Here is a 22983-nt window from a genome sequence, read left to right on the forward strand (position 1 = left end):
TTGTGTTAACATAAAGTTGTTACTTTTAATTTTAGGGGGGGATTAGATGATAGAATTTAAAAATATAAGAAAGAGTTTTGGAGGAAAAGATATTTTAAAAAACGTGAATTTTACCATAGAAAAAGGGGAGCTAGTTATCCTTATAGGTCCTAGTGGATGTGGTAAAACTACTTCACTTAAAATGATAAATAAATTGATTACACCTACAAGTGGGATTATAAGCATAAATGGAGAGGATATATCAAAGAAGGATACTATAGAGCTTAGACGAAATATAGGTTATGTTATACAACAAACAGGGCTTTTCCCTCATATGACTGTAGGAGAAAACATAGGTCTTGTACCTAAGCTAAAGGGATGGGAGCAAAATAAGATAAAAAATAGAACTATAGAATTATTAGAAATGGTAGGAATGAATGGGGAAGAATATATAGATAGATATCCAGGAGAACTTAGTGGTGGACAGCAACAGAGAATAGGTGTATCTAGAGCTTTTGCTACTAATCCAGATATAATTTTAATGGATGAGCCTTTCAGTGCTTTAGATCCTATAACAAGAAACCAGCTTCAAGATGAGCTGTTTTCTCTCCAGGAGGAGTTTAAAAAGACTATAGTATTTGTAACTCATGATATGGATGAAGCAATTAAACTTGGAGACAAGATATGTATTATGAAAGATGGAAATATACTTCAGTATGATAATCCAGAAACCTTACTTAAGAATCCATCGGAAGGATTTGTAGAGGATTTTATAGGCAAAAATAGAATCTGGAATAAGCCAGAGCTTATAAAAGCTAAGGATATAATGATTGAAGATCCTGTAACTACCATGGCAGGAAGAACAGTAGTTCAGGCAGTAGGAATAATGAGAGAGAAAAAGGTTGATAGTTTATTGATTATAGACAAACAAAACAATCTTTTAGGTATAGTAACTCTTAAGGTTTTAAGAAAAGAAGAAAGTCAAGGGTTAAAACTTGGAGATATAATGGAAAAAAATATTATATATGCTGAAAAAGACGAATCTATAGTTGATGTGCTTACAAAGATGGATAAAGCCTCTATAGGATATATACCCATATTAGATAAAGGAAAATTATGTGGACTTATCACTAAGAGCAGATTAATAACAGTGTTAAGTAGTCAGTATATAGATTAGGAGATGATGTATGTGACTTCAATAAAAGAATTTTTAAACTTTATAGTATCTAGAAAAAGTGAGATACTATCTTTAATATTAGAACATATAGAACTTACTATAATGGCTGTGATTTTAGCTATATTAATAGGAGTTCCTCTAGGAATATTAATCACAAGAAAGAAGAGATTAAAAGGACCTATAATAGGAATTACTAATATAGTACAATCTATACCTAGTTTGGCCTTGTTAGGATTTTTAATTCCTGTAATTGGGATAGGTAGTAAGCCAGCAGTTTTCATGGTATTTCTGTACTCATTACTACCAATAATTAAAAACACATATACGGCTATAACAAACATTAATCCGGACATGCTAGAGGCAGCTAAAGCCATGGGAATGACAAGAAAGGACATGCTCACTATGGTAGAGATTCCTCTTGCACTTCCTGTTATAATGGCAGGAATTAGAATTTCTGCTGTAACTGCCGTAGGGCTTATGACTATTGCTGCATTTGTAGGTGGTGGTGGTCTAGGATATATGGTGTTTTCAGGAGTTCAAACTGTAAACAACAACATGATATTAGCAGGTGCCATACCAGCCTGTATACTAGCTCTTTTTATGGATTTTGTAATAGGAAAGATAGAAAGTATAGTAACCCCAGCTGGTATAGGGGCGAATAATAAAGGAAAAAACAAAAGATACAACAAAAAGACTTTGGTAATAATTGGAGTTGTAACAATTATTACTATGGGTTTTGGAATCTTTAGATCCTTTTCCTTAGGTAATAATAAAATTGTAGTGGCATCGAAAAATTATAATGAGCAATTGATTTTAGGAAATATGTTAGCTACTTTAATAGAAAAAAATACAGATTTAAAAGTGGAAAGAAAATTAAATCTAGGTGGAAGTGTAGTGACTTTTAATGCTATAAAAGCTGGAGAGGTAGATATGTATGTAGAATATACCGGTGTAGCTTTAGTAAATATAATGAAACATGAAAATGTAAGAAATAAAGATGAGGTCTATAAGATAGTATCAGAGTATTTCCAAAATAATTATGGAGTTAAGTGGCTTGAGCCTTTAGGATTTAATAATACTTATGCTTTAACTGTTACACAGGATACGGCAAAAAAATATAATCTTAATACCTATTCTGATTTATCAAAAGTTGGTGGAGAACTTACATTAGCTTCCACCATAGAGTTTGTTAATAGGCAGGACGGGTATTTAGGATTAAAAGATGAGTATAATATGAACTTTAAGGATGTAAAAGCGGTAGATGGTGGGTTAAGATATACTTCTCTTATGAATGATAGTGCTCAAGTAATAGATGCTTTTTCTACAGATGGACTACTTGAAGCTTTTAACCTAAAGGTATTAAAAGATGATAAAGAATTTTTCCCACCATATTATTCTGTACCAATAGTAAGGGAAGAAGTATTAAAAAAGCATCCAGAGCTTAAAGATGTTATAAATAAGTTAGAGGGACAAATTAATGAAGAAACTATGAGAAGGTTAAATTATAAGGTAGACAAAGAGGGTGAAGATCCAAGAAAGGTAGCAGATGAATTTTTGAAAGAAAAAGGATTAATATAAAGTTAAAGAAAAAATTTGCTTATGTAAAAGTACCTTAATTAATGAGGCTATTAAAAATTAAAGATTTTAATAGCCTTATTTTTTATAGTATTATGATTTAATTAACCAATATCATACTTATGAAGTACAGAGTTATTCATGCCCTTTGCAAATACATCTATCCTATTTCTATTCCAAGATACAGAGGAAGGCTCGGAGGTTAAATATCCACCAAGGTTTTGCCAAGGTGTCCAATTTCTACCTGTCCAGCTTCTCCAGATTAAATTGTTGCCTCTTCCACGAGCAAACACATCTATCCTATTAGACATTCTTGAAGAACAACCAGGACTAGAAGTTAAATATCCACCTAAGTTTTCCCAATCACTCCATCTGAAACCATTGGACCATTTATGAATTAAAGAATTCTTTTTATCTTTTGCAAATACATCTATTCTATTAGGTCCCCAGCTTACTGAAGAAGGAGAAGAATCTAGGTTACCGCCAAGAGCTTCCCAATCACTCCATCTAGAGCCATCCCACCATTTATGGTATAATTGATTATCCGTACCTCTTACAAAACAATCTAGACGGTTTTCTGCCCAAGAACATATAGAAGGTGCTGAGGTTAAAGTTCCACCAAGGGATTCCCAGTCACTCCATTTAGAACCATCCCACCATTTATGATACATAGCATTATCTGTGCCCCGAGTTACTACGTCAATTCTGTTAGGACCCCAAGATACTGCAGAAGGAGAGGAAGTTAGGGTTCCACCTAGATTTTCCCAGTCACTCCATCTAGAGCCGTTCCAAAAGCTATGAATCAGGTTCCTATTATTTGATCTAGAAAATATATCCAATCTATTTGGTTGCCAAGAAGACGCACCAACTCCTGAAGTTATTTTTCCAGGTATGGTTTCAAAATAGCTCCATTTTCTATAGTCATCTTCATTAAAGTCTATGTGATCATTTCTTCTGTTAGCAATGTTTTCAGAGGATGTTTCATCTTCGAAGGCCTCTTTTTCTACTATAAAATCATCATCCTCTGGGTATAATACAGGAACTTCATATTCAAAGTTATGAACATCTTCCCATCTATAAAGGTCTTCTTCAAAGTATAAGTCAATATTTCGAAGGGGCTTTTTAACTTTGGAAGAATTTAAGTAATTTAAATAACAAGACCAGCAGTAGTTATAGCAGGGACACAATTCATTGTGCCAAAAATAAGGGTAATTATTTCTTACACCATTATACAAAACAAAACCTCCATGAATTGATAGTTTTATCTTATTCAAGGCTCAAGAAGAAAGTTACATTTTATTTTACTTTTCTTTATTAATAAAATATACTTTATAAGTATACAATAAAAAGGTGATAGTTTTTTTATAAGAGGTGTTAGTATGATAATAGGCACAGCAAAAATATATTTACGAGCTAATTGGGTTCATTCACTTAAAGAGAAAAGGATGATAGTTAAAAGTATAATAGCAAAACTAAAAAATAAATTTAACTTATCTATAGCAGAGGTAGAAAATCAAGATATTCATCAAAGTATTGTAATAGGAATAGCTTGCATAAGTAATGATACTCAGCATGCAAATTCCATGTTACAAAATGCAATAAACTTTATTGAAGAAAACAGTGAAGCTTTTATAGAAGACGTGGTTATTGAAATTAGTTAAGTAGCTATGTAATAATAAAAAATAATTCATATATTTTACAGTACATATTAAAAACTGTAGTTACACTGGTACTTGTACCAATGTAACTACAGTTTTTGTTCTCTATAATTTGTAAATTATAAGAGGAAAATTATGTTGTATAGGGCTATAGCTATTAAAGATGCTATTATATTACTAAGTATATTAACTGTATCATTATTTATTATGGCTATACCTTTTATTAATTTATTAGGTTTGTTTTTATAATAGCTTTTCTCTGTAATAGTATCTAATTCTTCACAATAATATTGTGCTTGCATTGAGGCTCCTAAAATGCTGTCTATTAAACAACCTATAAAGCCTATAAAGACACATAGAATTGAATATAGGATTTTATTTTCAGCCAATGGATAAAGTCTATAATAAGTGAAAAATAATATTACGCCAATAAATGTAGAGCCTAAAAATGAAGACAAGGTTCCAAGAAAACTTACTCCACCAGACATACCCTTTTTCAAAGGTTTCCCTGTTAATATAGAGATAGGATCTTTTTTACTTAAAACCCCTATCTCTGATGCCCAAGTATCTGCATTAGCTTCAGCAAAGGAAGTTGCATAGGCTAATAGAAAAACCGGATTTTTATAGGTATAATATAAAAAAACAAAGATAAGTCCTACACTACCATTAGCGAAAACTTGTATAAAATCTCTATTAGCGCCCTTGGCGTTAATGTTATCTAAGGACTTTTTGTTAGGATTTTTGAATTTTGTAAGTATACTAGAGGATAAGAAAAAACTAATCATTATAAAAGAAAAGTAAAACCCTCCAAAGTAATATATTAAAGTACCTAAAAAGGTAGCAGCTATAAATCCGCTTTTGTTTAAAGAATTCTTTTTGTAAGCTAAAAAAGCTATTATAAAAGAAAGTATAAAACCAATACTAAATTCTAGCATGAAATCACATCCTGTTTATTATATTGTAAAATGTATCCTAATTAATTAATATGGAGGCATAAAATAGAGCAGAAGAAATAATGGGCACCGTTATGTTATCTAAACCTAAAGGTGATACTGCTTCTACAAGGGTGGCTATTACTGAAATAAGTAGGGATATTGAAACACCGTTAATTATGCCATAGATATTTAAAATTGTAAAAGAAACTATGAAGGATACAATAAGCATGGTCAAACTTCCTTCAATGGATTTCTTGTTATTACCTATATAGTATTTATGTTTGCCAAATTTACTTCCAACTACAGCAGCAAATCCATCTCCATAGCCCATAACTAATATGCCCATAGCTCCAATTAAAGGAGTTGTAGATTTCTGAAAGGTTAAAAAGGATAGTATAAGCAAGGAAACAGCAAAATATACAGTACCTAAATCCTCTTTACCTCCTCCTCTTTCCATGGCTTTAAATAAGTTTTGTTTATAGGAAAGATAATTTATTACTATAAAAATAGCAGGGACTATGGAAGCATAATAGTGATTATCAAAGAAAAGCATAGCTATTATCCACCAATTTGAAACTCCAATATGTATGAACTTTCTACTACCTTCTCCTGAAATAATATTCCTGTTAGTTAATAGTGAAGATAAGCCTATTACTAAAAGTACAAATAATATAGAAATTAGAATCCCCCAAAGGTTATTCATATTATCACTCCTTATTTTTTACGCATTGATTTTAACCATATTTTGAAATAAGAAAACCATCCTTGATTCACATTGGACCACACCGTCTTCGTAAACAATTCTATCATATTTTTATTAAAAAGTCCTTTATATAGCTTAAGTACCTTTTTAACCTTAAAAGCTTATTGAAGCTTTTTATATTTAAGGAACTTTAATAGTAAGAAAGAGTATATAGTAAAATAATTTAAATATATTAAAAAGGTTTTTTATTATAGAAACTATATTAAATAAAGTATAAGGTGTGATATAATCTATTTGTTTGTTTGTGACCTTATAAGTTTTTATGAAGGGGTAGGATAGGTATGGATAAGATTGTATTAACGGCTATAACTTTTTTCTTTCTCTTTGGAGGAATTGATTTTGCCTTAGGAAACAGGTTAAAAGTGGGAGAAAAGTTTGAGGAAGGATTAAAGACTATGGGATCACTTGCCATTGCTATAGTTGGTATTTATTCTCTTTCTCCTTTATTTTCTGAGGCTTTATCTTATATTGTAAATCCCATTGCAAAGGTTTTCTCTCTTGACCCATCGCTATTTCCTGCCATGGTATTGGCACCGGATATGGGAGCCTATGCTTTAGCTAATGGTCTTGCTTTTGATAAGGACATGGGCTTATTTTCTAGTGTGATTCTTGCTTCTATGCTAGGAACTACTATAAGTTTTACTATACCAATGGCAATAAGTATGGTAGAGAAGGAAGATGAAATTTATTTCTCTAAAGGTATACTAGCGGGTGTAATAACCATACCTATTGGATGCTTAGTAGGAGGATTAATGCAAGGAATAAATATTGCTAAATTATTATGGAACATAATGCCTATAATATTATTTTCACTTTTCTTATCTTTAGGACTTATAAAGATACCTGAAAAACTTATAAGATTATTTTCTATTTTAGGTAAGGTTATAGTGGGTATTGGAATGTTTGGACTTATAGTACAGGGAATAGATGTTATATTAGGCGTTAAACTGATTAAAGGATTAATACCTCCAGAAGAATCTATAGCTGTAGCTGGAAAAATAGCATTCATATTAGGAGGAGCCTATCCTATGATATCGGTGCTTAGCAGGATATTTAAAGAATCTTTTAGAGGATTTGGTAAAAGATTTGGATTGGATTCTGTATCCGTAGTAGCTTTTTTAGGGAGTTTAGCTAGTAATTTATTGGTGTTTGCTAGTTTTAAGGAGATGAATATTAAAGGCAAAATATTATGTACAGCTTTTAGTGTCAGTGGAGCTTTTGTTTTTGGAGGACAAATGGGTTTTATTTCAGCTAAGGAGCCAGATGCTTTAGGAGTGTTTATAATTTCTAAACTAGTAGCAGGTATTAGCTCTATGATTGTAGCTAATATATTATTTAAAAAAGACTTTATAGAATTAGGGGAAGAGAATTAAAAGGACAAGCTAATATGATAAATTATTAAGATAATAGAATAACTATGTAAATGCATATAAAACTAAAAGTCTCAAGAGGAGAAAGTGGTAAAAACATACTTTTTCTTACTCTTGAGGCTTTAATTAAATATTAATTTCTCATTTTGAAATCTTTGTTTGTTAATTTAAAAATATCTTTTAGTCCAGGGGTTATATATAAATCCTTATCTTTTGTTACAAATACAGCGTCTACGTTAGGGATTTTATTTATAAAATCTAAGCCTTTTTCTACTCCTAAAGAAAATAGGGTAGTGGATAATGCGTCACCATCCATGGAGGTATCACTTACTATAGTAACGCCTGCTATTTCATTATCATAGGGATAGCCATCTTTAGGATTTAATATATGATGATATCTTTTTCCATCTTGTTCAAAATATCTTTCATAAATACCAGAAGTTACTACAGATTTATCCTTTTCCTCTACATAACCTATGGTTTCACCTCTTTCTAAAAAAGGGCTTTGAACGCCTATTTTCCAAGGATTACCCTTAGAGTTATTACCTAAAGCATATATGTTACCGCCTAAATCAATAATAGCTGATTGTACATTATTTTCTCTTAAGACCTTAGCAATTTCGTCTGCAGTATAACCTTTAGCTATAGCTCCTAAGTCAATTACCATTCCTTTTTTATTTAAATATATAGAGTGATTCTTTTCATCTATTTCTAAATCCTCATAATTTATAAGAGGAAGTCTTTCTTTTATTTCATCTTCAGAAGGTAATCTAGCGCTATCTGTGCCTATTCCCCAAAGCTTAACTATAGGTCCTATAGTTATGTCAAAGGTTCCTGAAGAGAGTTTAGAGTATTCCTTACCTTTTTTTATTATAGTATAGGTATCATTTTTTACATTAACCCTTTCCTTACCAGCATTTGCATTAACTTTATCAAGTTCAGTATTCTCTTTATTAATACTTACTTCATTTTCGATTTCTTTGATTCTATCAAAGGCTTTATCCAATATTTTAGTATCTTTGGAATCATATATTTTTACTGTACAGAAAGTACCCATAAGAACTTCAGATTTAGAAATAGGATCACTGCTTGATGTATTAGCTTTTGAATTAGAACAGCCTCCCAGTAAAAATATAGGTAATAATAGTAAGAATAGGTTACTTAAAGCTTTTTTATTCATAAAAATATCCTCCAAAAGTAGTTTATGTATGTATTTTAAAGTATAATAAACCTAATAAATATTTTAGCACATTTTTTATATATTTCTAAGGGGATCTATAAATATTAACATAAAAAGACCTTAGAGAGTCTCTAAGGTCTTTGTTTTATATAATTACTTCTTTAATTCAACTTTAGCAGTTTCAGTTTTACCTGTTTTAGCGTTTTCTAAAGCAGCCTTAGATAATTTTTTGAAATCTTCTGTGGAGTGAGTTGCTCCAGTTATAACATCAACTTTATCTGGATCTTGTTTTTCAACTAATTTTTTAGCTAGTTCTCCTTCATATTTCTTAGGGCTAGTCTTAGCTGTTTTTTCCATGTTTGTGTTATATCCTTCGTCGTCTCTCTTAAGCTTTCCTTCTTTGTTTACAGATGTAAAGTCTACTTTAGCTATTTTACCATCTTTAACTTCAACAGTAGTTACTGCTTTCCAACCACGTTCATCAAAGTTGTCATATTCAGCTTTAAAAGTACCATCTTTGTACTTTGCTTCTGAACCAGCTGCTGGTTTAGCATCATCTTTCTTTGCATCACCTTTGCTGCATCCTGCAAATATTGTTAAAGATAAAACAGTAGCAGTTGCCAAACTAAGTATTTGTTTCTTTTTCATAAGAGAATCCCCCTTAGTAGTTAATATTGATGATTTATTAACAAAATCATCCTATAAGTGATTATAACAGTATAGAAATAAAATAAAAACAAGTTTTGCTACAGTTTTTATTAATGCAGAATCACATATACTTATGATGAAAAAATAAAAATTGTTTAGTTTTTAACTTAACAAAGGCTTTGGAATCAGCATATTACATTGGTTTTAAAATTACATATGTATAGAAAAAATGGTATAATTAGTTGTCTGGACAGGTTAAATATTTCTATATAAAATTAATTTGGAGATTGATGCAATCATAAAATATCTAATATATTAGAAGAGGTGAACTTGATGGCAAATCAAAAAAACATATTAATAGTGGGGGCTGGATATGGTGGCGTTCACGTAGCTAAAAAGTTAGCTAAGAAATATAAAAAAGATGATGATGTTCAGATCACTCTTATAGACAAAAATCCTTACCATACATTGATGACAGAACTGCATGAAGTAGCAGGAGGAAGAGTTCATCCGGAATCAGTGCAAGTAAATTTAAGACAGATTTTCCACAGAACTAAAGTTAAAGTAGTTACAGAATATGTTAAAAATATTGATGTGGAATCACAAACAGTGGAAACTGATGTTAAAAGCTATAAGTATGACTATATCGTTATAGGTACAGGTAGTGAACCAAGCTATTTCGGTGTTCCAGGAGTAAAGGAACATGGCTTCTCCTTATGGTCTTTTGAAGACGCTATAAAAATAAGAAAGCATATAGAAGAAACTTTTTTAAAGGCTAGCTTAGAAAGAGATGCAAAAAAAAGAAAAGAAATGCTTACATTTGTAGTAGCAGGCTCAGGCTTTACAGGTATAGAAATGATAGGGGAACTTGTAGAGTGGAAAAAGAAGTTATGTAAAGAGTATAATATATATGAAGAAGATGTAAGACTTATGGTAGTGGAAGCCCTTGCTACTATATTAAATATGCTAGATAGAAAGCAAGCAGACAAAGCAGAAAACTATCTTATAAAAAACAAAGTTGAAATGAAGAAAAATTCACCAATAGTTGAGGTAACTCCAAATAAGATAGTATTAAAAAGTGGAGAAGAAATTCCTACACAAACTTTAATATGGACTTGTGGTATTCAAGCTAATTCAGATGCTAAAGAGTATGGACTTACTCAAGCAAGAGCAGGAAGAGTACAGACTAATGAGTTTATGCAATCTGTTGAAAAACCAAATGTATATGTAGTTGGAGATATAGCATACTATGAAGAAGAAAAGGGCAAGGGAAACCCTCAAATAGTAGAAGCTGCAGTGCAAACAGGTGATGTTATTGCTAAAAATATATCAGCAGATATGGAAAAGGGAGAAAAAGTCTCATTTAAATCAAATTACCATGGATTTATGGTATCAGTAGGTGGAAGATATTGTGTGGCTAACCTTTCAGGCATGAAACTTTCAGGTTTCTTTGCTATGGTTATGAAGCATATGGTAAATCTTCACTATTTATGGGGAATTGGTGGAATTACTGTTATTTGGAGATACTTGTGTCATGAGTTCTTTAATATGGAAGATAGGCGTTCTATAATGGGAGGACATTTATCTTCAAAGGCTAATAGATTATGGCTTGTACCTCTAAGATTATATATTGGAATTCTGTGGGTATTAGAAGCCCTTAAAAAGTTAATTGGTGAGGGTACTTGGGAAAAGGCTAAAGGTCTTAAAAAGTTGACTTCAGGTATAGGTGATGATAGTTGGATTAAAAGTGGTAATGTTAAAATGCCATTTGAATGGTTACAATTAGATGGTGCAAGTGGTGCAAGTCAAGCAGCAGATGCAGCCGGTGGTGCTTCCTATGCACAACCTATATTAAAGAGTATGCCAAAATTCTATGAAGCACTTATGAAAATATTTATTCCAAACCCAGATATTGCGGTATGGTTCCAAAGAATAGTTGTAATGACTGAGCTTGCTATTGGATTATGCTTAATTGCAGGATTATTTACATGGCTTGCTAGTGCAGCTTCAGCTTTTATGGTTCTAAACTTCGTATTATCTGCTATGGCTGGATGGGAAATATTATGGTACTTCTTTGGAGCTATAGCCCTAATGGGTGGAGCAGGTAGAACTTTTGGACTTGATTATTATGTGATGCCTTGGATTTCAAAAGCTTTGGGTAATTGGTGGTTAGGAAAACCAGCACCTGTATACTCTGAAAACAAGGTGAGCTAAAAGTAATCATATAAACAAATAGAATGGGGCAATTACCTTGATTAAAAAGTGGGATATAATAATAATAGTTTCATTGATAATAATTTCTTTTATACCCGGTGGGTTATATTGGTATCTTAATGGTAGAAATACCATTAAGGGTACCTATGCTGAGATAAACATAGAAGGAAAGCTATACAAAACTGTGCCTTTATCTAACCATAAAGGCACAGATACTTTTACAATAAACACAAAGTATGGATATAATATAATAGAAGTTAGGGACAATAAAATAGCTGTAATTGATGCAGATTGTCCAGATAAGATAGATGTGAAGATGGGATTTATTGAAAAACCTGGTGAGACTTTGGTGTGTTTGCCACATAGGCTAATTGTGGAGATAAAAGGTGATTACAGTGAGGATGAAGAGGATATAATTCTATCTTATTGAGGTGAGAGGATATGAAAAATACTAATAAAATGGTTTTTATGGCTCTTTTAGTGGCACAAGCACTGGTGCTGTACATATTTGAAGGAATGATACCGGTACCTTTTATAACTCCAGGAGCGAAACTTGGCTTATCTAATATTGTAACAGTAATAGCCTTATACACATTAAGTTATAAAGAAACCTTTATAATTATTTTTTTAAGAATTCTTCTTTCTACTATGTTTGGAGGAAGCTTATCTAGCTTCATGTATAGTGTTGCTGGTGCTTTATTGAGCTATATAATAATGATAATAGTAAAGACTGTTGGTAAAAATAAAGTAAGCATTATAGGTGTAAGTTCTTCAGGTGCTGTTTTTCATAATATAGGGCAATTACTTATGGCGGCTATGATAGTACAAAACATAGGAGTTATGTTATATTTGCCTATATTAACTATTGCTGGAGTAGGTACAGGGATATTTGTAGGAATTACTTCTAATTATGCTACAAAACATTTAAGTAAGATAAAATATTTAAAAGGAATAAGTCAATAGCATTAGGTTTTTGTTTTAGAACCATTAACTTTGTTTATGGTTTTAGATTCATGGTATAAAATAATTATAAGAATATAAGCAATAGAAGAGGTTGATTTAATGGAAAAATTTTGGGATAAGTACCCTGAAATAAAAACTGAATTACAGTCTGTAGTAGATCTGATGAAAACTAGTACAAAGTGCAGAGATAAAATAGTAGAGACCTCAATACACGACCTTATAAATTCAGGAGGGAAAATGCTTAGACCTGCGTTTGTTTTAATATCTTCAAAGTTTGGAGATTATAAAGAAGAAAGAGCTCATGCTATGGCTGCTGTAGTTGAACTAATACATATGGCTACCTTGGTTCATGATGATGTTATAGATGATTCTAAATTGAGAAGAGGTCAAGAAACTATACAGTCTAAATATGGAAAAGACTATGCGGTGTACATAGGCGATTTTTTATTTTGCGTATGTTTTAAGATATTAGCTAGTACTTCTTCTTTAAGCAGTATAAAAATTGACAGTAATTCCATGTCGAGAATATGCTTAGGTGAGATAGACCAAATGAATTCACGATTTACTAAAAATATTTCTGTAAAAAAGTATCTTTCTCGCATATCTGCAAAAACTGCTGAGTTGTTTTCTCTTGCATTATATTCAGGAGCAGCAGAAAGTGGTTGTGATGAAAAGATTAATAAGTTGTTTTGGAATATAGGACACAATATAGGTATGGCTTTTCAAATTATTGATGATATATTAGATTATACTGGTAATGAAAAAAGCATAAAAAAGACAGCTGCTAATGACTTGAGACAAGGGATATATACCTTGCCTGTAATTTACGCTATTCAGTCTAATTCATCTTCTTTAGAACCTATACTAATGAAGGACTCTTATTCAGAGGAAGATATAAAGGTTATTGTATCCTTAGTGAATAAGGAAGGTGGCGTAAAAAAATCCACTAGACTTGCGGAGAGATATACAGAAAAAGCTTTTAAGCTTATTAAAAGGCTACCAGAAAATGAGTATAAGTATATTTTAACAAACATAACTAAAGAATTATTACAAAGAAGCTATTAATAATAATGCATTTTAAACTTTAAAGATAAATAAAGAAACTATTCTTTAAAAGAATAGTTTCTTTATTTTTAGGTGTTTAATATTTTTCTCATATATTTTTTAAAACTTTCCACAAAACTTCTTAGATTTCTTATAGTATCTGACTTATAAGTCAGATATATGTTGAATTCTTCATCTAGACCCTCTAGATAAATTTCTTTTAGGTTATTATTTTCTATTTCATTTTTTATAGAGAAATAAGGAACTAAGGCTATACCATATCCTTTTTTTACAGAATTTATAGCAGTATCTATAGAATCTGTAGTAAATAAGATATTAAGTTCTAAAGGCTCCTCTGCTGATTTGGCTATTAATTTATCTATATGATACCCTATATCTATACCTTGATTTAAGATTATTAAAGGATGGTCCTTTATGTCTTCAAGCTTCACTGTATCACTGATATTGTAATTACTAGAAGCTACTAAGGTTAGTGTGTCTGATCCTAATTTTGAGTATATAAGATTTCTTTCAGAGGGTTCTCCATAACATATACCTATGTCACTTATATCATTTAAAACATTGGATTCTATGTTTTCATTAGAATTTATCTTAAGGTTTATATTATAATCAGGAAATCTTTTTTTTAAGTGGTAAAGTAGTAAGGGAGCTGCATAAAGGGATATGGGCCAAAATGCATCAATATTTATATTATTCCTATCTTCTTTTAAGCTTGAAACATCCTCTATCATTTTTTTATAAGAGTTGGTTATGGTTTCACAATGTTTTAATATAAGGGTTCCTTCCTCTGTAAGTTCCACGCCTTTATTGCTTCTATCTAATAGCTTAACTCCTAGTTTATCCTCTAATTTTTGAATCTGCTGACTTAATGCAGATTGAGATATATGTGAATTAGCAGCCACTTTAGAAATGCTCTTTTGAGTAGCTACATCATAAAAGTATTTAAAACATTCAATGTTCATTGTTTCCTCCTAAATTAAATAAAAGTAAAATACATAAGATTATAATACTCATAATTACTTAATAAATCAATGATTCTATTGAAAGCACATATTCATCACATTTGCATAGAATTAATAAAATTTTAACAATATATATATATTCATAATAAGCTATAATATATGAAAAATAGAGATTATAGAAGAATAACTGAGGTTTTTACATGCATTAGATTATAAAGAAACTGTTAATATAATCTAAAAATCATTGAAAGTTGTACTAATGGGAATATAATGGGATTATACTATACTGAGTAGTATAAAATATATGAAAATTATGTGCAATGGGGGGATTGACTATGAGTATAAAAGAAACTGTGGAGAAAGGTGCTAAAGAGCTTACCTTATCCACAATAGCAGAGCTATTAGATAAGAAACCTGAAAAAAATGTAGAAAAGCTATTTTCTTTAGCTAGAAAGTTAGCTAGAGGTGAGGAAGCACAAACTCAGGTTGAAAATGTATATGGATATTACAAGAATAATCCAGCAACTTATGAATACATTCAAAATATATTAAAGACTACAGATAAAAAATGTATGAAAAAGTTTTTTGTGAATTTTTTAGGTAATGCTACTTGGTACGGAATGCCAAAGAGAGGAAGATATCTAGAAGAAGAGGATACAAAAGTTCCATTTGTTATTTTGATAAGCCCTTCCATGAGATGCAACTTAAGATGCACAGGATGTTATGCTGCAGATTATGATAAAAAAGATGATTTGACTTATGAAGAAGTAGATAGAATTGTAGGAGAAGCTAGGGATCTTGGAATATACTACATAGTTGTACTTGGAGGAGAACCTTTCTTTAATGAGTATATGCTAGATATATATGAAAAATATAATGATATTTTATTTACTCCTTTTACTAATGGAACTTTATTCGATGAAAAATTAGCAGATAGGGTTAAAGGTTTAGGAAATGTATTTCCTATGTTTTCTCTAGAGGGTTTTGAGGAGGAAACAGATAGTAGAAGAGGTAAGGGAACCTTTGCAAAAGTTATGCATGGCATGGAGTTATTAAAAGAGAGAGGCGTGCTTTTTGGAGTTTCTTCTGCCACATCTAAATTTAATGTGGATACAGTGGTATCTGATGAATTCATAGACATGCTTATAGAAAAAGGATGTAAGATGAGCTGGTATTTCATGTACATGCCTGTAGGGGATAACCCAGACGTAAATTCTATGTTAACACCTGAACAAAGAGTAGATCTTGGAAGAAAAACAAGAAAAATAAGAAGTACCAAACCTTATTTTACAATAGATTTTTTTAATGATGCACCTTATGTTGGAGGATGTATTGCAGGAAAATACTATTGTCATATAAATTCAAAGGGAGATGTAGAACCTTGTATATTCGCTCACTTTGCCTGTGACAATGTTAAAGATAAAAGTCTTATAGAGGTATTTAGGGGACCTTTCTTTAAAGAACTCAGAGCACGCCAACCATATAATGAAAATTTATTATTACCTTGTATGATGGTGGATAATACTGAAGTGATTAGAGAAGTTATAGAAAAAACTAAAGCCTATGCTACACATCCAGGTGCTAATAGAATGATAAATGATGAAGAATTTATGAAAGAGTTAGATAATTATGCAAAGGAGTTTAAGCCTTATGCTGAAAAGGCTTGGAAGGATGATTTTAATTGTACTGGAAACTATAGCATGTCAAAGGGTTAAAAGTTTGATTTTTAAAGATTTAATTAGTATTAACAATAATCCACATATTGTTTTTATAGATATAGCTTATGTAGCAATGCATAGGCTATATTTTATTTTTAAGGATTATTAAAAATATTTATCGTATATTATAATGATAAGCTAAATATTTTATTTATTTTAGAGATAATAATGGTTATAATGTAATAGCTACCATATAAATTAAAATCATGGTATCAAAGGATGGATTTACAATGGTTAAAAAGAAAAAAGCGTTTAAAAGAATCTTATTATTCCTATTTTATCAAATTGTAGTTATAGGAATAACATCTCCTTTTATGTTATTATATGGACCTTATAAAAATACGAGAAAAACAGTAGTCTCAACGGTTATGGCTACAAGACACCAGTATCTTATAACTAATTTTCTATCAGAGGGAACAATAGATCAAATTTTAGGTAACACTAAAGAGGCTTTTAAGGAAACCTCTCAAGATATAAATAAAATAAGTATAAAACATAAAAATAGCGATGAAGTTATGAGATACGATATAAATACAGATAGATTCGATGGTTATCTGTTAGAAATAAAAAATCCTACAAAGGTAAAAGTATCAATGACTAAGTATTTAGGTGAAAAAGGACAAAAGACCAGCGAAATGGCAATTGATAAAAATGCTATTGCGGCTATTAATGGAGGGTCTTTTATTGATAAGTCTTCAGATGGTATGCTTTATGCAGGTACAGGAGCTTCACCTGGAGGATATGTTATATCAAATGGTAAGGTGATTTTTCCTACTGAAAATATAGATGAAAATGCAAAAGAAAATGTAGTAGCCTTTACTAAAGAAGGAAAACTTATAGTAGGAGATCATACTATAAAAGATTTAAAGAAGTTAAATGTTATGGAAGCCATTTGCTTTAGACCTCCAACTTTAATTGTAAATAGTGAAAGACAAATTAAAGACAAATTAAAGGATGGATATAATCCTCGTACAGCTGTAGGCCAAAAGGCTGATGGCACAGTACTTTTTTTAGTTGTAGATGGAAGAAAGAGTTTAACTAAGCTGGGAGCCAGTCTTTATGACTTACAAGAAATTTTACTAGAACGTGGTGCTATTAATGCTGGAAATCTAGATGGAGGATACTCATCTACTATGTATTATGAAGAGGAAGTGATTAATTCTCCTAATTCATGGGATGGAGAGAGATCTGTAGCAACAGCATTCTATGTAGAAAATTAGGAGGAATCTATGAAAAAGTTAAAGATAATACTTTTATGGACGTTATTTGCTTTAGTTATTGAGAGTGGAATATTTTTCATATTAGAAAATAAATATTTTAATACTGATTTAAAGGTTTCAAAGGTTAAGTTGGTAGAAAATAAAAAAACAGAGGAGCATGAATTAACACTGCCAGAATCATCGGGAGAGGTCAAGGTTTCAGATAGTGCTAGATTTATATCTTATTTAGAGGATAAAAGTATAAAGATTTTTGACAGTAAAACAGGCAACACTAATACTGTTAAGGCAGAGGATAATTTTGATATACAATATTATAAGTGGTTACCTGGTGAAAACTCTTTTATTATGGCTGAAAAGAGTAAAGGATCTTCTAAAGCATATTTTGATCTTTATTCCTATGATGCTAAAAGCAATACTAAAAGAGAACTCCTTAATTTTGATATGAAAAAATTAAGAATTAATTCCTATAGCCCAAAAGAGGTAATAAGTGACATAGCTTTTTCCACTTCTACCCATGTAATGTATATAAAAGTTCAGAAGAATAGTAATGTAAGTGATATTTATATGGTAAATATTATGAATGAGCTTAAAAAGGTTAAAAGTGATGCACATAATATAGGACGCATAGATATTTTTTCAGAGGGCACGGATTTGATATATGAAGAAAAGGACATAGTAAAGTCATTAAATAACAATAAAAGTGTAAGTGCATTTAATGGAGTTGTCCTCTTAGGTATAGACAAGGATAAGAAAGTATATTTAGGTAAAAAAGAAAATAATAAAATCTCTAAAATATACTATGGAGAAAGTAGCATGACTAAGGATAAATGGAAGATTTTTGATTTGCCTATTCCTACTGAAGCTAAAGATATTTTTATAAAAAAAGACGGGCTAGTTTTCGTGAATAATAGTAAGGAAAATAATTTGCTGGAATTAAGTAAAAATAGTAAAATACAATATAATGGCAAGTTATTAGATATAAGCCATAAGGAACTTATTATTATTGAAAATAATAAAGTTATGAAAAAATCTTTGAATAATTGATTTAAATAGTTTTTTTGTAAAATAAGAGTAGCTATTTAAATCAAGAAAAGGATGATTAACATGAAAAAGAAATTTTTTGTCTGGGTAAGTTTGATATTAAGTGTAATTTTTATTACATCTTGTAGTAAAAAATGGAATAATAAAAAAGATATTTTAGAAGGAGATTTAAACTTATTAGCACATGATGTAGACTATAAATATTTATCAGTTATGGCAGAAAAGTTTAGAGAATTTCATCCAAAGGTTAATATAAATATACAGAAAATAGAAAAAAATTATTTTAAGAAAGACTTTGAAGACTTTTTAAAAAATCCAGACAGTAGTACAGATATGGTAGTAATGCCTTCTGAATATGTTACCTATTTTGGAAGTAAATATCCTCTCTCTTTTTCTGAGGTTAATGAGTTTATTTCTTCTTATAAGGATTTAATGAGTAAAGGAAGAGTTGAAGATATTACATTAGGAGACAAAATAATGGCTTTTCCATTTGATAATGAAGCCGTAATTATTTATTATAACAAGTCTTTGTTAGATGCTGCTGGTATTAATATTGAAGATATTAGAACTTGGGATAATATTATAACTTTAGATGAAAAAATAAATAAATCTACAAATAATAAGTTAATAGCTTATACTGGAAGAGATTATTTTGATTTCTATAATATGATGTTAAAGCAGCTTAAGGTTGATTTAGATAAGTTGCCGGATAAAAATGCTACAAAGGCTATGGCGCTTTTAAAACATTTATTTTCACAGAATATAGTAGATATCATAGAGGAAGAGAAAGCTACTGAACTTTTGATAAAAGGGGATATTCCATTTCTTATAGGCAGTAATAAAACTTTGAATAATATATATAAGAAAATGCCATCTACAGAGAAGATAAATTTAGGTATAAGTAAAATCCCTAGCTTCGAGCCTGGTGGTAACAGAGACATAATAGGCTCTGGAGATAACTTTGTAATACTAGAGCAAAGTAAAAATAAGAGCCTTGCTAAAGAATTTATTCAGTTTGCTGTTATTGAAAAAAACAATGTTTTTCAAGGGCTAAATGAGTACTATATTTTGCCTAGTTATAACAAATATGTAGATGATGTTGCTTATAATACAAATTATAGCTTTATATATGAAGAAAAACCTTTACGCATATTAGATTACACCCAAAGGAATGGAACATACTTTAAAATTAAACCAAATTACTTAGAATTAAGAGAAGAAATAAATGAAGAAATAAGTAAAATTATATATAGTGAAGGTAATTTAGAAAAAGAAATGGAGAATTTTACAAATAAATTACCTAAATAGCTTACATAAAATTAATGAACAGCCTTGTTTTCATAGAAAAGGTGCTAAGGTTGTATTCCTAATAAATTTTAAAATGAAGAGCATAGGATAAATTATATATCCTATGCTTTAATATTCCTTTGAAATAATTATTAGAGGGTAGAGGTAGATAACCATCTTTTTATTTATAATCATTGGTTACCAATTTTATTGTAGGCTTCTAGGGTGTTTTTGGCTGTTTGTGACCAGGAGAACTCAGCAGCTCTTTTTTTAGCCTTTAATGAAAGCTCATTTCTTAGTTCTTCATTTGAAAGAACATTAAAAATAGCTTCGGATATATTTAAAGAATCATAAGGATTTATTAAATATCCTGCATCTAACACCACTTCTGGAATAGAGGTAGTATTAGAAGAAATTACTATGGCACCACAACTCATAGCTTCTAATGGTGGTAAACCAAACCCTTCATATAGGGAAGGATATACAAAGCACTGGCAAGCATTATAAAATATTGGAAGCATATCTTCCTCCACAAAACCTAAAAAATGTACCTTTGATTTTATATTCATCTCTTCAACGAGAGTTAAAAGAGATAATCCTTCATCCTTTAAAGAACCTAAAATTACCAGCTCATAATCCTCGTCTAAGTCTTTATAAATTTTATTGAAGGCTTCTATTAATCCTTTAACATTCTTTCGAGGACTAAATCCACCTAAATATAAAATGAATTTTTTATCTATTCCAAATTTTTCATAGAGTATATTTCTACAGGCGGTTTTATTTAAAGGTTTATACTTTTTATCAGCAGCTAGAGGAGTTACTATAATTTTGTCAGGATCCATAGGGAAAAATCTAAGAATATCTCTTTTTGAACATTCTGAAACTGTTATTATTCCATTACAGCTGCTTATTATTTTAGGCATTTCTTTAAGAAATTTTATAAGGTATCCACGACCTACAGTTTCGGGCATAATATAGGGTATCAGATCATGAATGGTTACTATGGTTTTACAGGGGTATTTTTCATAAAGACCAATGCCGTTTTGGGGAAGGTGATAAAGGTCTATGTTCTCTCTTTTCAAATTATTAGGGAAATAAGATAATTCAAAAAATCTACTATTTTTCTTTGAAGCCATTATTATATCTGTGTTTTCACTTTCATATTTTTCATAATCTTCACCAGACCAAAATATCTGGTAAGAATTTTTTTTATCTAAATTTAATAAATTAATCAGAATATTTTCTGTATAAGTACCAATTCCTGTGCCACGGTACCAATTAACGCCCCTGGCATCTATGGCAATTTTCATATAACCACTCCTAATAATTCTCTTATATATTAATAATATTAATCAACAGCTCATTTGGTGAATGTTAAGGTAATTTATCACATTGCACTATTATATTTCATATACTACAAGGGAGAAACATTGATTTGGAGGAAATTCTTTGGAAGAAGATTATATAAAAGCTAAGCTAACAGAAGAGTATGGCATTGAAGTTTTTAATATAGAAAAGGTGAAAAATGTATACAAAGTAGAGGATGAAAAGGGAGACTTTTATGCTTTAAAATTGATAAAATATGAATTCCCACACTTTCTATTTATTATATCTGCCATGAATCACTTAGAGAGCAAGGGATTCTCTTCAATAATACCCTTTATGAAAACAGTAAAGGGAGAGAATTATATAAAAATACAAGATAAACATGCATATCTAAGTCCCTGGATAATAGGGAGGGAAGCCAATTACGACAATCCTATAGAACTTTCCATAGTAGCTAAAAGGCTAGGAGAACTCCATATTAAAAGTGAAGGATTTACTATAGATGATAGAGCTAAGCCACGTAATTATTGGTTTAAATGGTTTTATAATTTTAACAGCAGGTTAAATGAAATATTGGACTTTAAAAAACGAATAACAAACAAAGAAAAATTAACAGCTTTTGATTATGAGTATGTTTCTATTTTAGAAGAACAGCTGGAGAAGGGTAAACAAGCATTATATTATTTAGGTAAGAGCGATTATATTGAAAAAATGGAAAAAGAGATAGAAAAACATGGATTTTGCCATCATGATCTAGCACATCATAATGTGATAATGAAACAAGGGAATGACATATCCATAATTGACTTTGACTATTGTATATTAGATACTCACCTTCATGATTTAAGTAGTTTTTTAATAAGAGCTATGAAAAATGGAAAGTGGGACATAGATAAGGCAAGATTTATATTGGATAGCTATAATGAAATTTATCCTATAAATTCTACAGATATACCTATAATGGCAGCTTTTATGGAGTTTCCACAGGATTATTGGCAACTTGGAATACAGTATTATTGGGAGATGCAACCTTGGAGTGAAGAGATATTTTTGAGAAAGTTAAATAAAATAATAGAGGATAGAGAGTTAAAAGAGGATTTTATAAAGGAATTTAGAACACAAAGGTATAATGGAGGGTAGGTTATGAGTACATTTGCTTATAATGAATTTTATGATTACATTTGGAGCAAAGGCATAATGGTACTTAATTGTAAAGACTTTGACTCAGAGAAAAAGATCACCATGCAGAAGGCTAAAAATCATATGGATATATTAAGTGAAATGCACAAAAAAGTAATGGGATATGAAGGTAGTATTGGTTTCAATCTTCCAAATAACATAGGAAAACTAGTAGAAGGTTGTAAAGTAGAGATAAAAAAGAACAATAGGTTTATTTGTTACCTACAAAAACAAGGTGCTAATAATAATTTTGAGAGTCTTTTGTTAGATGTAGGTGATGATTATATAAAAAGAGCTGAAAGATGTGTAGAGTGTGTATATAACTGGCATTATATTGATATTCTTTATAGAAGTATGAGAAAATGTGAAATATGTATAAGAGATAGTACTGAAGAAAACATAAGAAAAGATGAACATATAGAAATAGCTAATGGAAAAAACTTTTGTTATGAAATACTTGAAGTAGATGCAATTAATTATTTGAATAAATTTAAAAGGAAGGGTGTCTCTCTTGATTATGAAGAATTAATTGCTTATTTTTGCAATATAGAATTATTAGATGAAAATAGTAATTACTTTATTAAAGCTATGATATCTTATCCCTTTGAATTTATGAAATGCTTAAATAGATATAAAAGAAGCAAAAAACCTTGGACTTTAGATCAATATGAAGATAAGCTATTAAAAGCTATTGAGAAAGATGGAATAAGTTATATATAAGGG

Annotated in this window: 21 protein-coding genes; 14 read left to right on the forward strand and 7 right to left on the reverse strand. The window is 30.3% G+C overall.

From position 1 onward, the window contains the following. Nucleotides 1–46: 46 nt before the first annotated feature. The gene (locus KQI89_RS00605; RefSeq protein ID WP_216455498.1) at nucleotides 47–1156 is read left to right on the forward strand and encodes an ABC transporter ATP-binding protein; all 1110 of its coding nucleotides are present in this window, start codon (nucleotides 47–49) and stop codon (nucleotides 1154–1156) included. 21 nt (nucleotides 1157–1177) lie between these two features. Then, complete coding sequence (locus KQI89_RS00610; RefSeq protein WP_343216340.1) at nucleotides 1178–2734, forward strand: ABC transporter permease/substrate-binding protein; 1557 nt, start codon at nucleotides 1178–1180, stop codon at nucleotides 2732–2734. A 101-nt stretch (nucleotides 2735–2835) separates the two neighbouring features. Here KQI89_RS00610 and KQI89_RS00615 read toward each other — a convergent pair whose 3' ends face one another. Continuing rightward, complete coding sequence (locus KQI89_RS00615; protein ID WP_246582928.1) at nucleotides 2836–3966, reverse strand: PLL family lectin; 1131 nt, start codon at nucleotides 3964–3966, stop codon at nucleotides 2836–2838. A gap of 144 nt (nucleotides 3967–4110) precedes the next feature. On the opposite strand from KQI89_RS00615, the gene KQI89_RS00620 reads away from it, so the two are divergent. Beyond that, complete coding sequence (locus KQI89_RS00620) at nucleotides 4111–4392, forward strand: DUF503 domain-containing protein (RefSeq protein WP_032121255.1); 282 nt, start codon at nucleotides 4111–4113, stop codon at nucleotides 4390–4392. A gap of 116 nt (nucleotides 4393–4508) precedes the next feature. On the opposite strand, the gene KQI89_RS00625 is transcribed toward KQI89_RS00620, so the two are convergent. Both KQI89_RS00625 and KQI89_RS00630 read right to left on the reverse strand, forming a co-directional pair. Further along, the gene (locus tag KQI89_RS00625; protein WP_216455500.1) at nucleotides 4509–5324 is read right to left on the reverse strand and encodes a DUF92 domain-containing protein; all 816 of its coding nucleotides are present in this window, start codon (nucleotides 5322–5324) and stop codon (nucleotides 4509–4511) included. Between the two features lie 37 nt (nucleotides 5325–5361). Further along, nucleotides 5362–6027, reverse strand: a complete 666-nt coding sequence (locus tag KQI89_RS00630; RefSeq protein ID WP_216455501.1) for a diacylglycerol/polyprenol kinase family protein — start codon at nucleotides 6025–6027, stop codon at nucleotides 5362–5364. 341 nt (nucleotides 6028–6368) lie between these two features. Between KQI89_RS00630 and eutH the strand changes: the two genes are divergently transcribed. Next, nucleotides 6369–7460 carry an ethanolamine utilization protein EutH gene (gene eutH / locus KQI89_RS00635; RefSeq protein WP_216455502.1) on the forward strand — a complete coding sequence of 364 codons (1092 nt, stop codon included), beginning with the start codon at nucleotides 6369–6371 and terminating at the stop codon, nucleotides 7458–7460. Nucleotides 7461–7590: 130 nt separating this feature from the next. On the opposite strand, the gene KQI89_RS00640 is transcribed toward eutH, so the two are convergent. Continuing rightward, nucleotides 7591–8637 carry an FAD:protein FMN transferase gene (locus KQI89_RS00640; RefSeq protein WP_216455503.1) on the reverse strand — a complete coding sequence of 349 codons (1047 nt, stop codon included), beginning with the start codon at nucleotides 8635–8637 and terminating at the stop codon, nucleotides 7591–7593. Between the two features lie 153 nt (nucleotides 8638–8790). Beyond that, complete coding sequence (locus tag KQI89_RS00645) at nucleotides 8791–9285, reverse strand: FMN-binding protein (protein WP_216455504.1); 495 nt, start codon at nucleotides 9283–9285, stop codon at nucleotides 8791–8793. 333 nt (nucleotides 9286–9618) lie between these two features. Between KQI89_RS00645 and KQI89_RS00650 the strand changes: the two genes are divergently transcribed. The 4 genes from KQI89_RS00650 to KQI89_RS00665 all read left to right on the forward strand — a co-directional run bounded on the left by KQI89_RS00650 (nucleotide 9619) and on the right by KQI89_RS00665 (nucleotide 13527). After that, nucleotides 9619–11499, forward strand: a complete 1881-nt coding sequence (locus KQI89_RS00650; RefSeq protein ID WP_032121261.1) for an FAD-dependent oxidoreductase — start codon at nucleotides 9619–9621, stop codon at nucleotides 11497–11499. Between the two features lie 37 nt (nucleotides 11500–11536). Next, complete coding sequence (locus KQI89_RS00655) at nucleotides 11537–11929, forward strand: NusG domain II-containing protein (protein WP_032121262.1); 393 nt, start codon at nucleotides 11537–11539, stop codon at nucleotides 11927–11929. A gap of 11 nt (nucleotides 11930–11940) precedes the next feature. Then, nucleotides 11941–12462 (forward strand): Gx transporter family protein, encoded by a 522-nt coding sequence (locus tag KQI89_RS00660; RefSeq protein WP_032121263.1) that lies wholly within the window; start codon nucleotides 11941–11943, stop codon nucleotides 12460–12462. A gap of 99 nt (nucleotides 12463–12561) precedes the next feature. Beyond that, on the forward strand, nucleotides 12562–13527 hold the full coding sequence (locus KQI89_RS00665) for a polyprenyl synthetase family protein (RefSeq protein ID WP_032121264.1): 966 nt from the start codon (nucleotides 12562–12564) through the stop codon (nucleotides 13525–13527). 68 nt (nucleotides 13528–13595) lie between these two features. On the opposite strand, the gene KQI89_RS00670 is transcribed toward KQI89_RS00665, so the two are convergent. Next, nucleotides 13596–14489 (reverse strand): LysR family transcriptional regulator, encoded by an 894-nt coding sequence (locus KQI89_RS00670; RefSeq protein WP_032121265.1) that lies wholly within the window; start codon nucleotides 14487–14489, stop codon nucleotides 13596–13598. Nucleotides 14490–14824: 335 nt separating this feature from the next. On the opposite strand from KQI89_RS00670, the gene KQI89_RS00675 reads away from it, so the two are divergent. The 4 genes from KQI89_RS00675 to KQI89_RS00690 all read left to right on the forward strand — a co-directional run bounded on the left by KQI89_RS00675 (nucleotide 14825) and on the right by KQI89_RS00690 (nucleotide 19776). After that, complete coding sequence (locus tag KQI89_RS00675; RefSeq protein WP_216455505.1) at nucleotides 14825–16204, forward strand: radical SAM/SPASM domain-containing protein; 1380 nt, start codon at nucleotides 14825–14827, stop codon at nucleotides 16202–16204. 233 nt (nucleotides 16205–16437) lie between these two features. Beyond that, nucleotides 16438–17427, forward strand: coding sequence for a phosphodiester glycosidase family protein (locus tag KQI89_RS00680; protein WP_216455506.1), 990 nt, complete (start codon nucleotides 16438–16440; stop codon nucleotides 17425–17427). 9 nt (nucleotides 17428–17436) lie between these two features. Beyond that, nucleotides 17437–18471 (forward strand): hypothetical protein, encoded by a 1035-nt coding sequence (locus tag KQI89_RS00685; RefSeq protein ID WP_216455507.1) that lies wholly within the window; start codon nucleotides 17437–17439, stop codon nucleotides 18469–18471. Between the two features lie 60 nt (nucleotides 18472–18531). After that, complete coding sequence (locus tag KQI89_RS00690; RefSeq protein ID WP_216455508.1) at nucleotides 18532–19776, forward strand: ABC transporter substrate-binding protein; 1245 nt, start codon at nucleotides 18532–18534, stop codon at nucleotides 19774–19776. Between the two features lie 170 nt (nucleotides 19777–19946). On the opposite strand, the gene KQI89_RS00695 is transcribed toward KQI89_RS00690, so the two are convergent. Then, complete coding sequence (locus tag KQI89_RS00695; protein WP_216455509.1) at nucleotides 19947–21065, reverse strand: glycosyltransferase family 4 protein; 1119 nt, start codon at nucleotides 21063–21065, stop codon at nucleotides 19947–19949. Nucleotides 21066–21204: 139 nt separating this feature from the next. Here KQI89_RS00695 and KQI89_RS00700 point away from each other — a divergent pair, with 139 nt between their 5' ends. Further along, on the forward strand, nucleotides 21205–22221 hold the full coding sequence (locus tag KQI89_RS00700; RefSeq protein ID WP_216455510.1) for a CotS family spore coat protein: 1017 nt from the start codon (nucleotides 21205–21207) through the stop codon (nucleotides 22219–22221). Nucleotides 22222–22224: 3 nt separating this feature from the next. Continuing rightward, nucleotides 22225–22980 (forward strand): protein kinase family protein, encoded by a 756-nt coding sequence (locus tag KQI89_RS00705; protein ID WP_216455511.1) that lies wholly within the window; start codon nucleotides 22225–22227, stop codon nucleotides 22978–22980. Nucleotides 22981–22983: the final 3 nt, after the last annotated feature.

Origin of the sequence: Clostridium simiarum, from assembly GCF_018919175.1 — a bacterium.
GTDB classification, from domain to species: domain Bacteria; phylum Bacillota; class Clostridia; order Clostridiales; family Clostridiaceae; genus Clostridium_L; species Clostridium_L simiarum.

Coding starts and splice junctions, on each gene's coding strand:
- KQI89_RS00605 (WP_216455498.1), top strand. CDS start 47: ATGATAGAATTTAAAAATATAAGAAAGAGTTTTGGAGGAAAAGATATT.
- KQI89_RS00620 (WP_032121255.1), top strand. CDS start 4,111: ATGATAATAGGCACAGCAAAAATATATTTACGAGCTAATTGGGTTCAT.
- KQI89_RS00625 (WP_216455500.1), bottom strand. CDS start 5,324: ATGCTAGAATTTAGTATTGGTTTTATACTTTCTTTTATAATAGCTTTT.
- KQI89_RS00630 (WP_216455501.1), bottom strand. CDS start 6,027: ATGAATAACCTTTGGGGGATTCTAATTTCTATATTATTTGTACTTTTA.
- eutH (WP_216455502.1), top strand. CDS start 6,369: ATGGATAAGATTGTATTAACGGCTATAACTTTTTTCTTTCTCTTTGGA.
- KQI89_RS00640 (WP_216455503.1), bottom strand. CDS start 8,637: ATGAATAAAAAAGCTTTAAGTAACCTATTCTTACTATTATTACCTATA.
- KQI89_RS00645 (WP_216455504.1), bottom strand. CDS start 9,285: ATGAAAAAGAAACAAATACTTAGTTTGGCAACTGCTACTGTTTTATCT.
- KQI89_RS00650 (WP_032121261.1), top strand. CDS start 9,619: ATGGCAAATCAAAAAAACATATTAATAGTGGGGGCTGGATATGGTGGC.
- KQI89_RS00660 (WP_032121263.1), top strand. CDS start 11,941: ATGAAAAATACTAATAAAATGGTTTTTATGGCTCTTTTAGTGGCACAA.
- KQI89_RS00665 (WP_032121264.1), top strand. CDS start 12,562: ATGGAAAAATTTTGGGATAAGTACCCTGAAATAAAAACTGAATTACAG.
- KQI89_RS00670 (WP_032121265.1), bottom strand. CDS start 14,489: ATGAACATTGAATGTTTTAAATACTTTTATGATGTAGCTACTCAAAAG.
- KQI89_RS00675 (WP_216455505.1), top strand. CDS start 14,825: ATGAGTATAAAAGAAACTGTGGAGAAAGGTGCTAAAGAGCTTACCTTA.
- KQI89_RS00680 (WP_216455506.1), top strand. CDS start 16,438: ATGGTTAAAAAGAAAAAAGCGTTTAAAAGAATCTTATTATTCCTATTT.
- KQI89_RS00685 (WP_216455507.1), top strand. CDS start 17,437: ATGAAAAAGTTAAAGATAATACTTTTATGGACGTTATTTGCTTTAGTT.
- KQI89_RS00690 (WP_216455508.1), top strand. CDS start 18,532: ATGAAAAAGAAATTTTTTGTCTGGGTAAGTTTGATATTAAGTGTAATT.
- KQI89_RS00695 (WP_216455509.1), bottom strand. CDS start 21,065: ATGAAAATTGCCATAGATGCCAGGGGCGTTAATTGGTACCGTGGCACA.
- KQI89_RS00705 (WP_216455511.1), top strand. CDS start 22,225: ATGAGTACATTTGCTTATAATGAATTTTATGATTACATTTGGAGCAAA.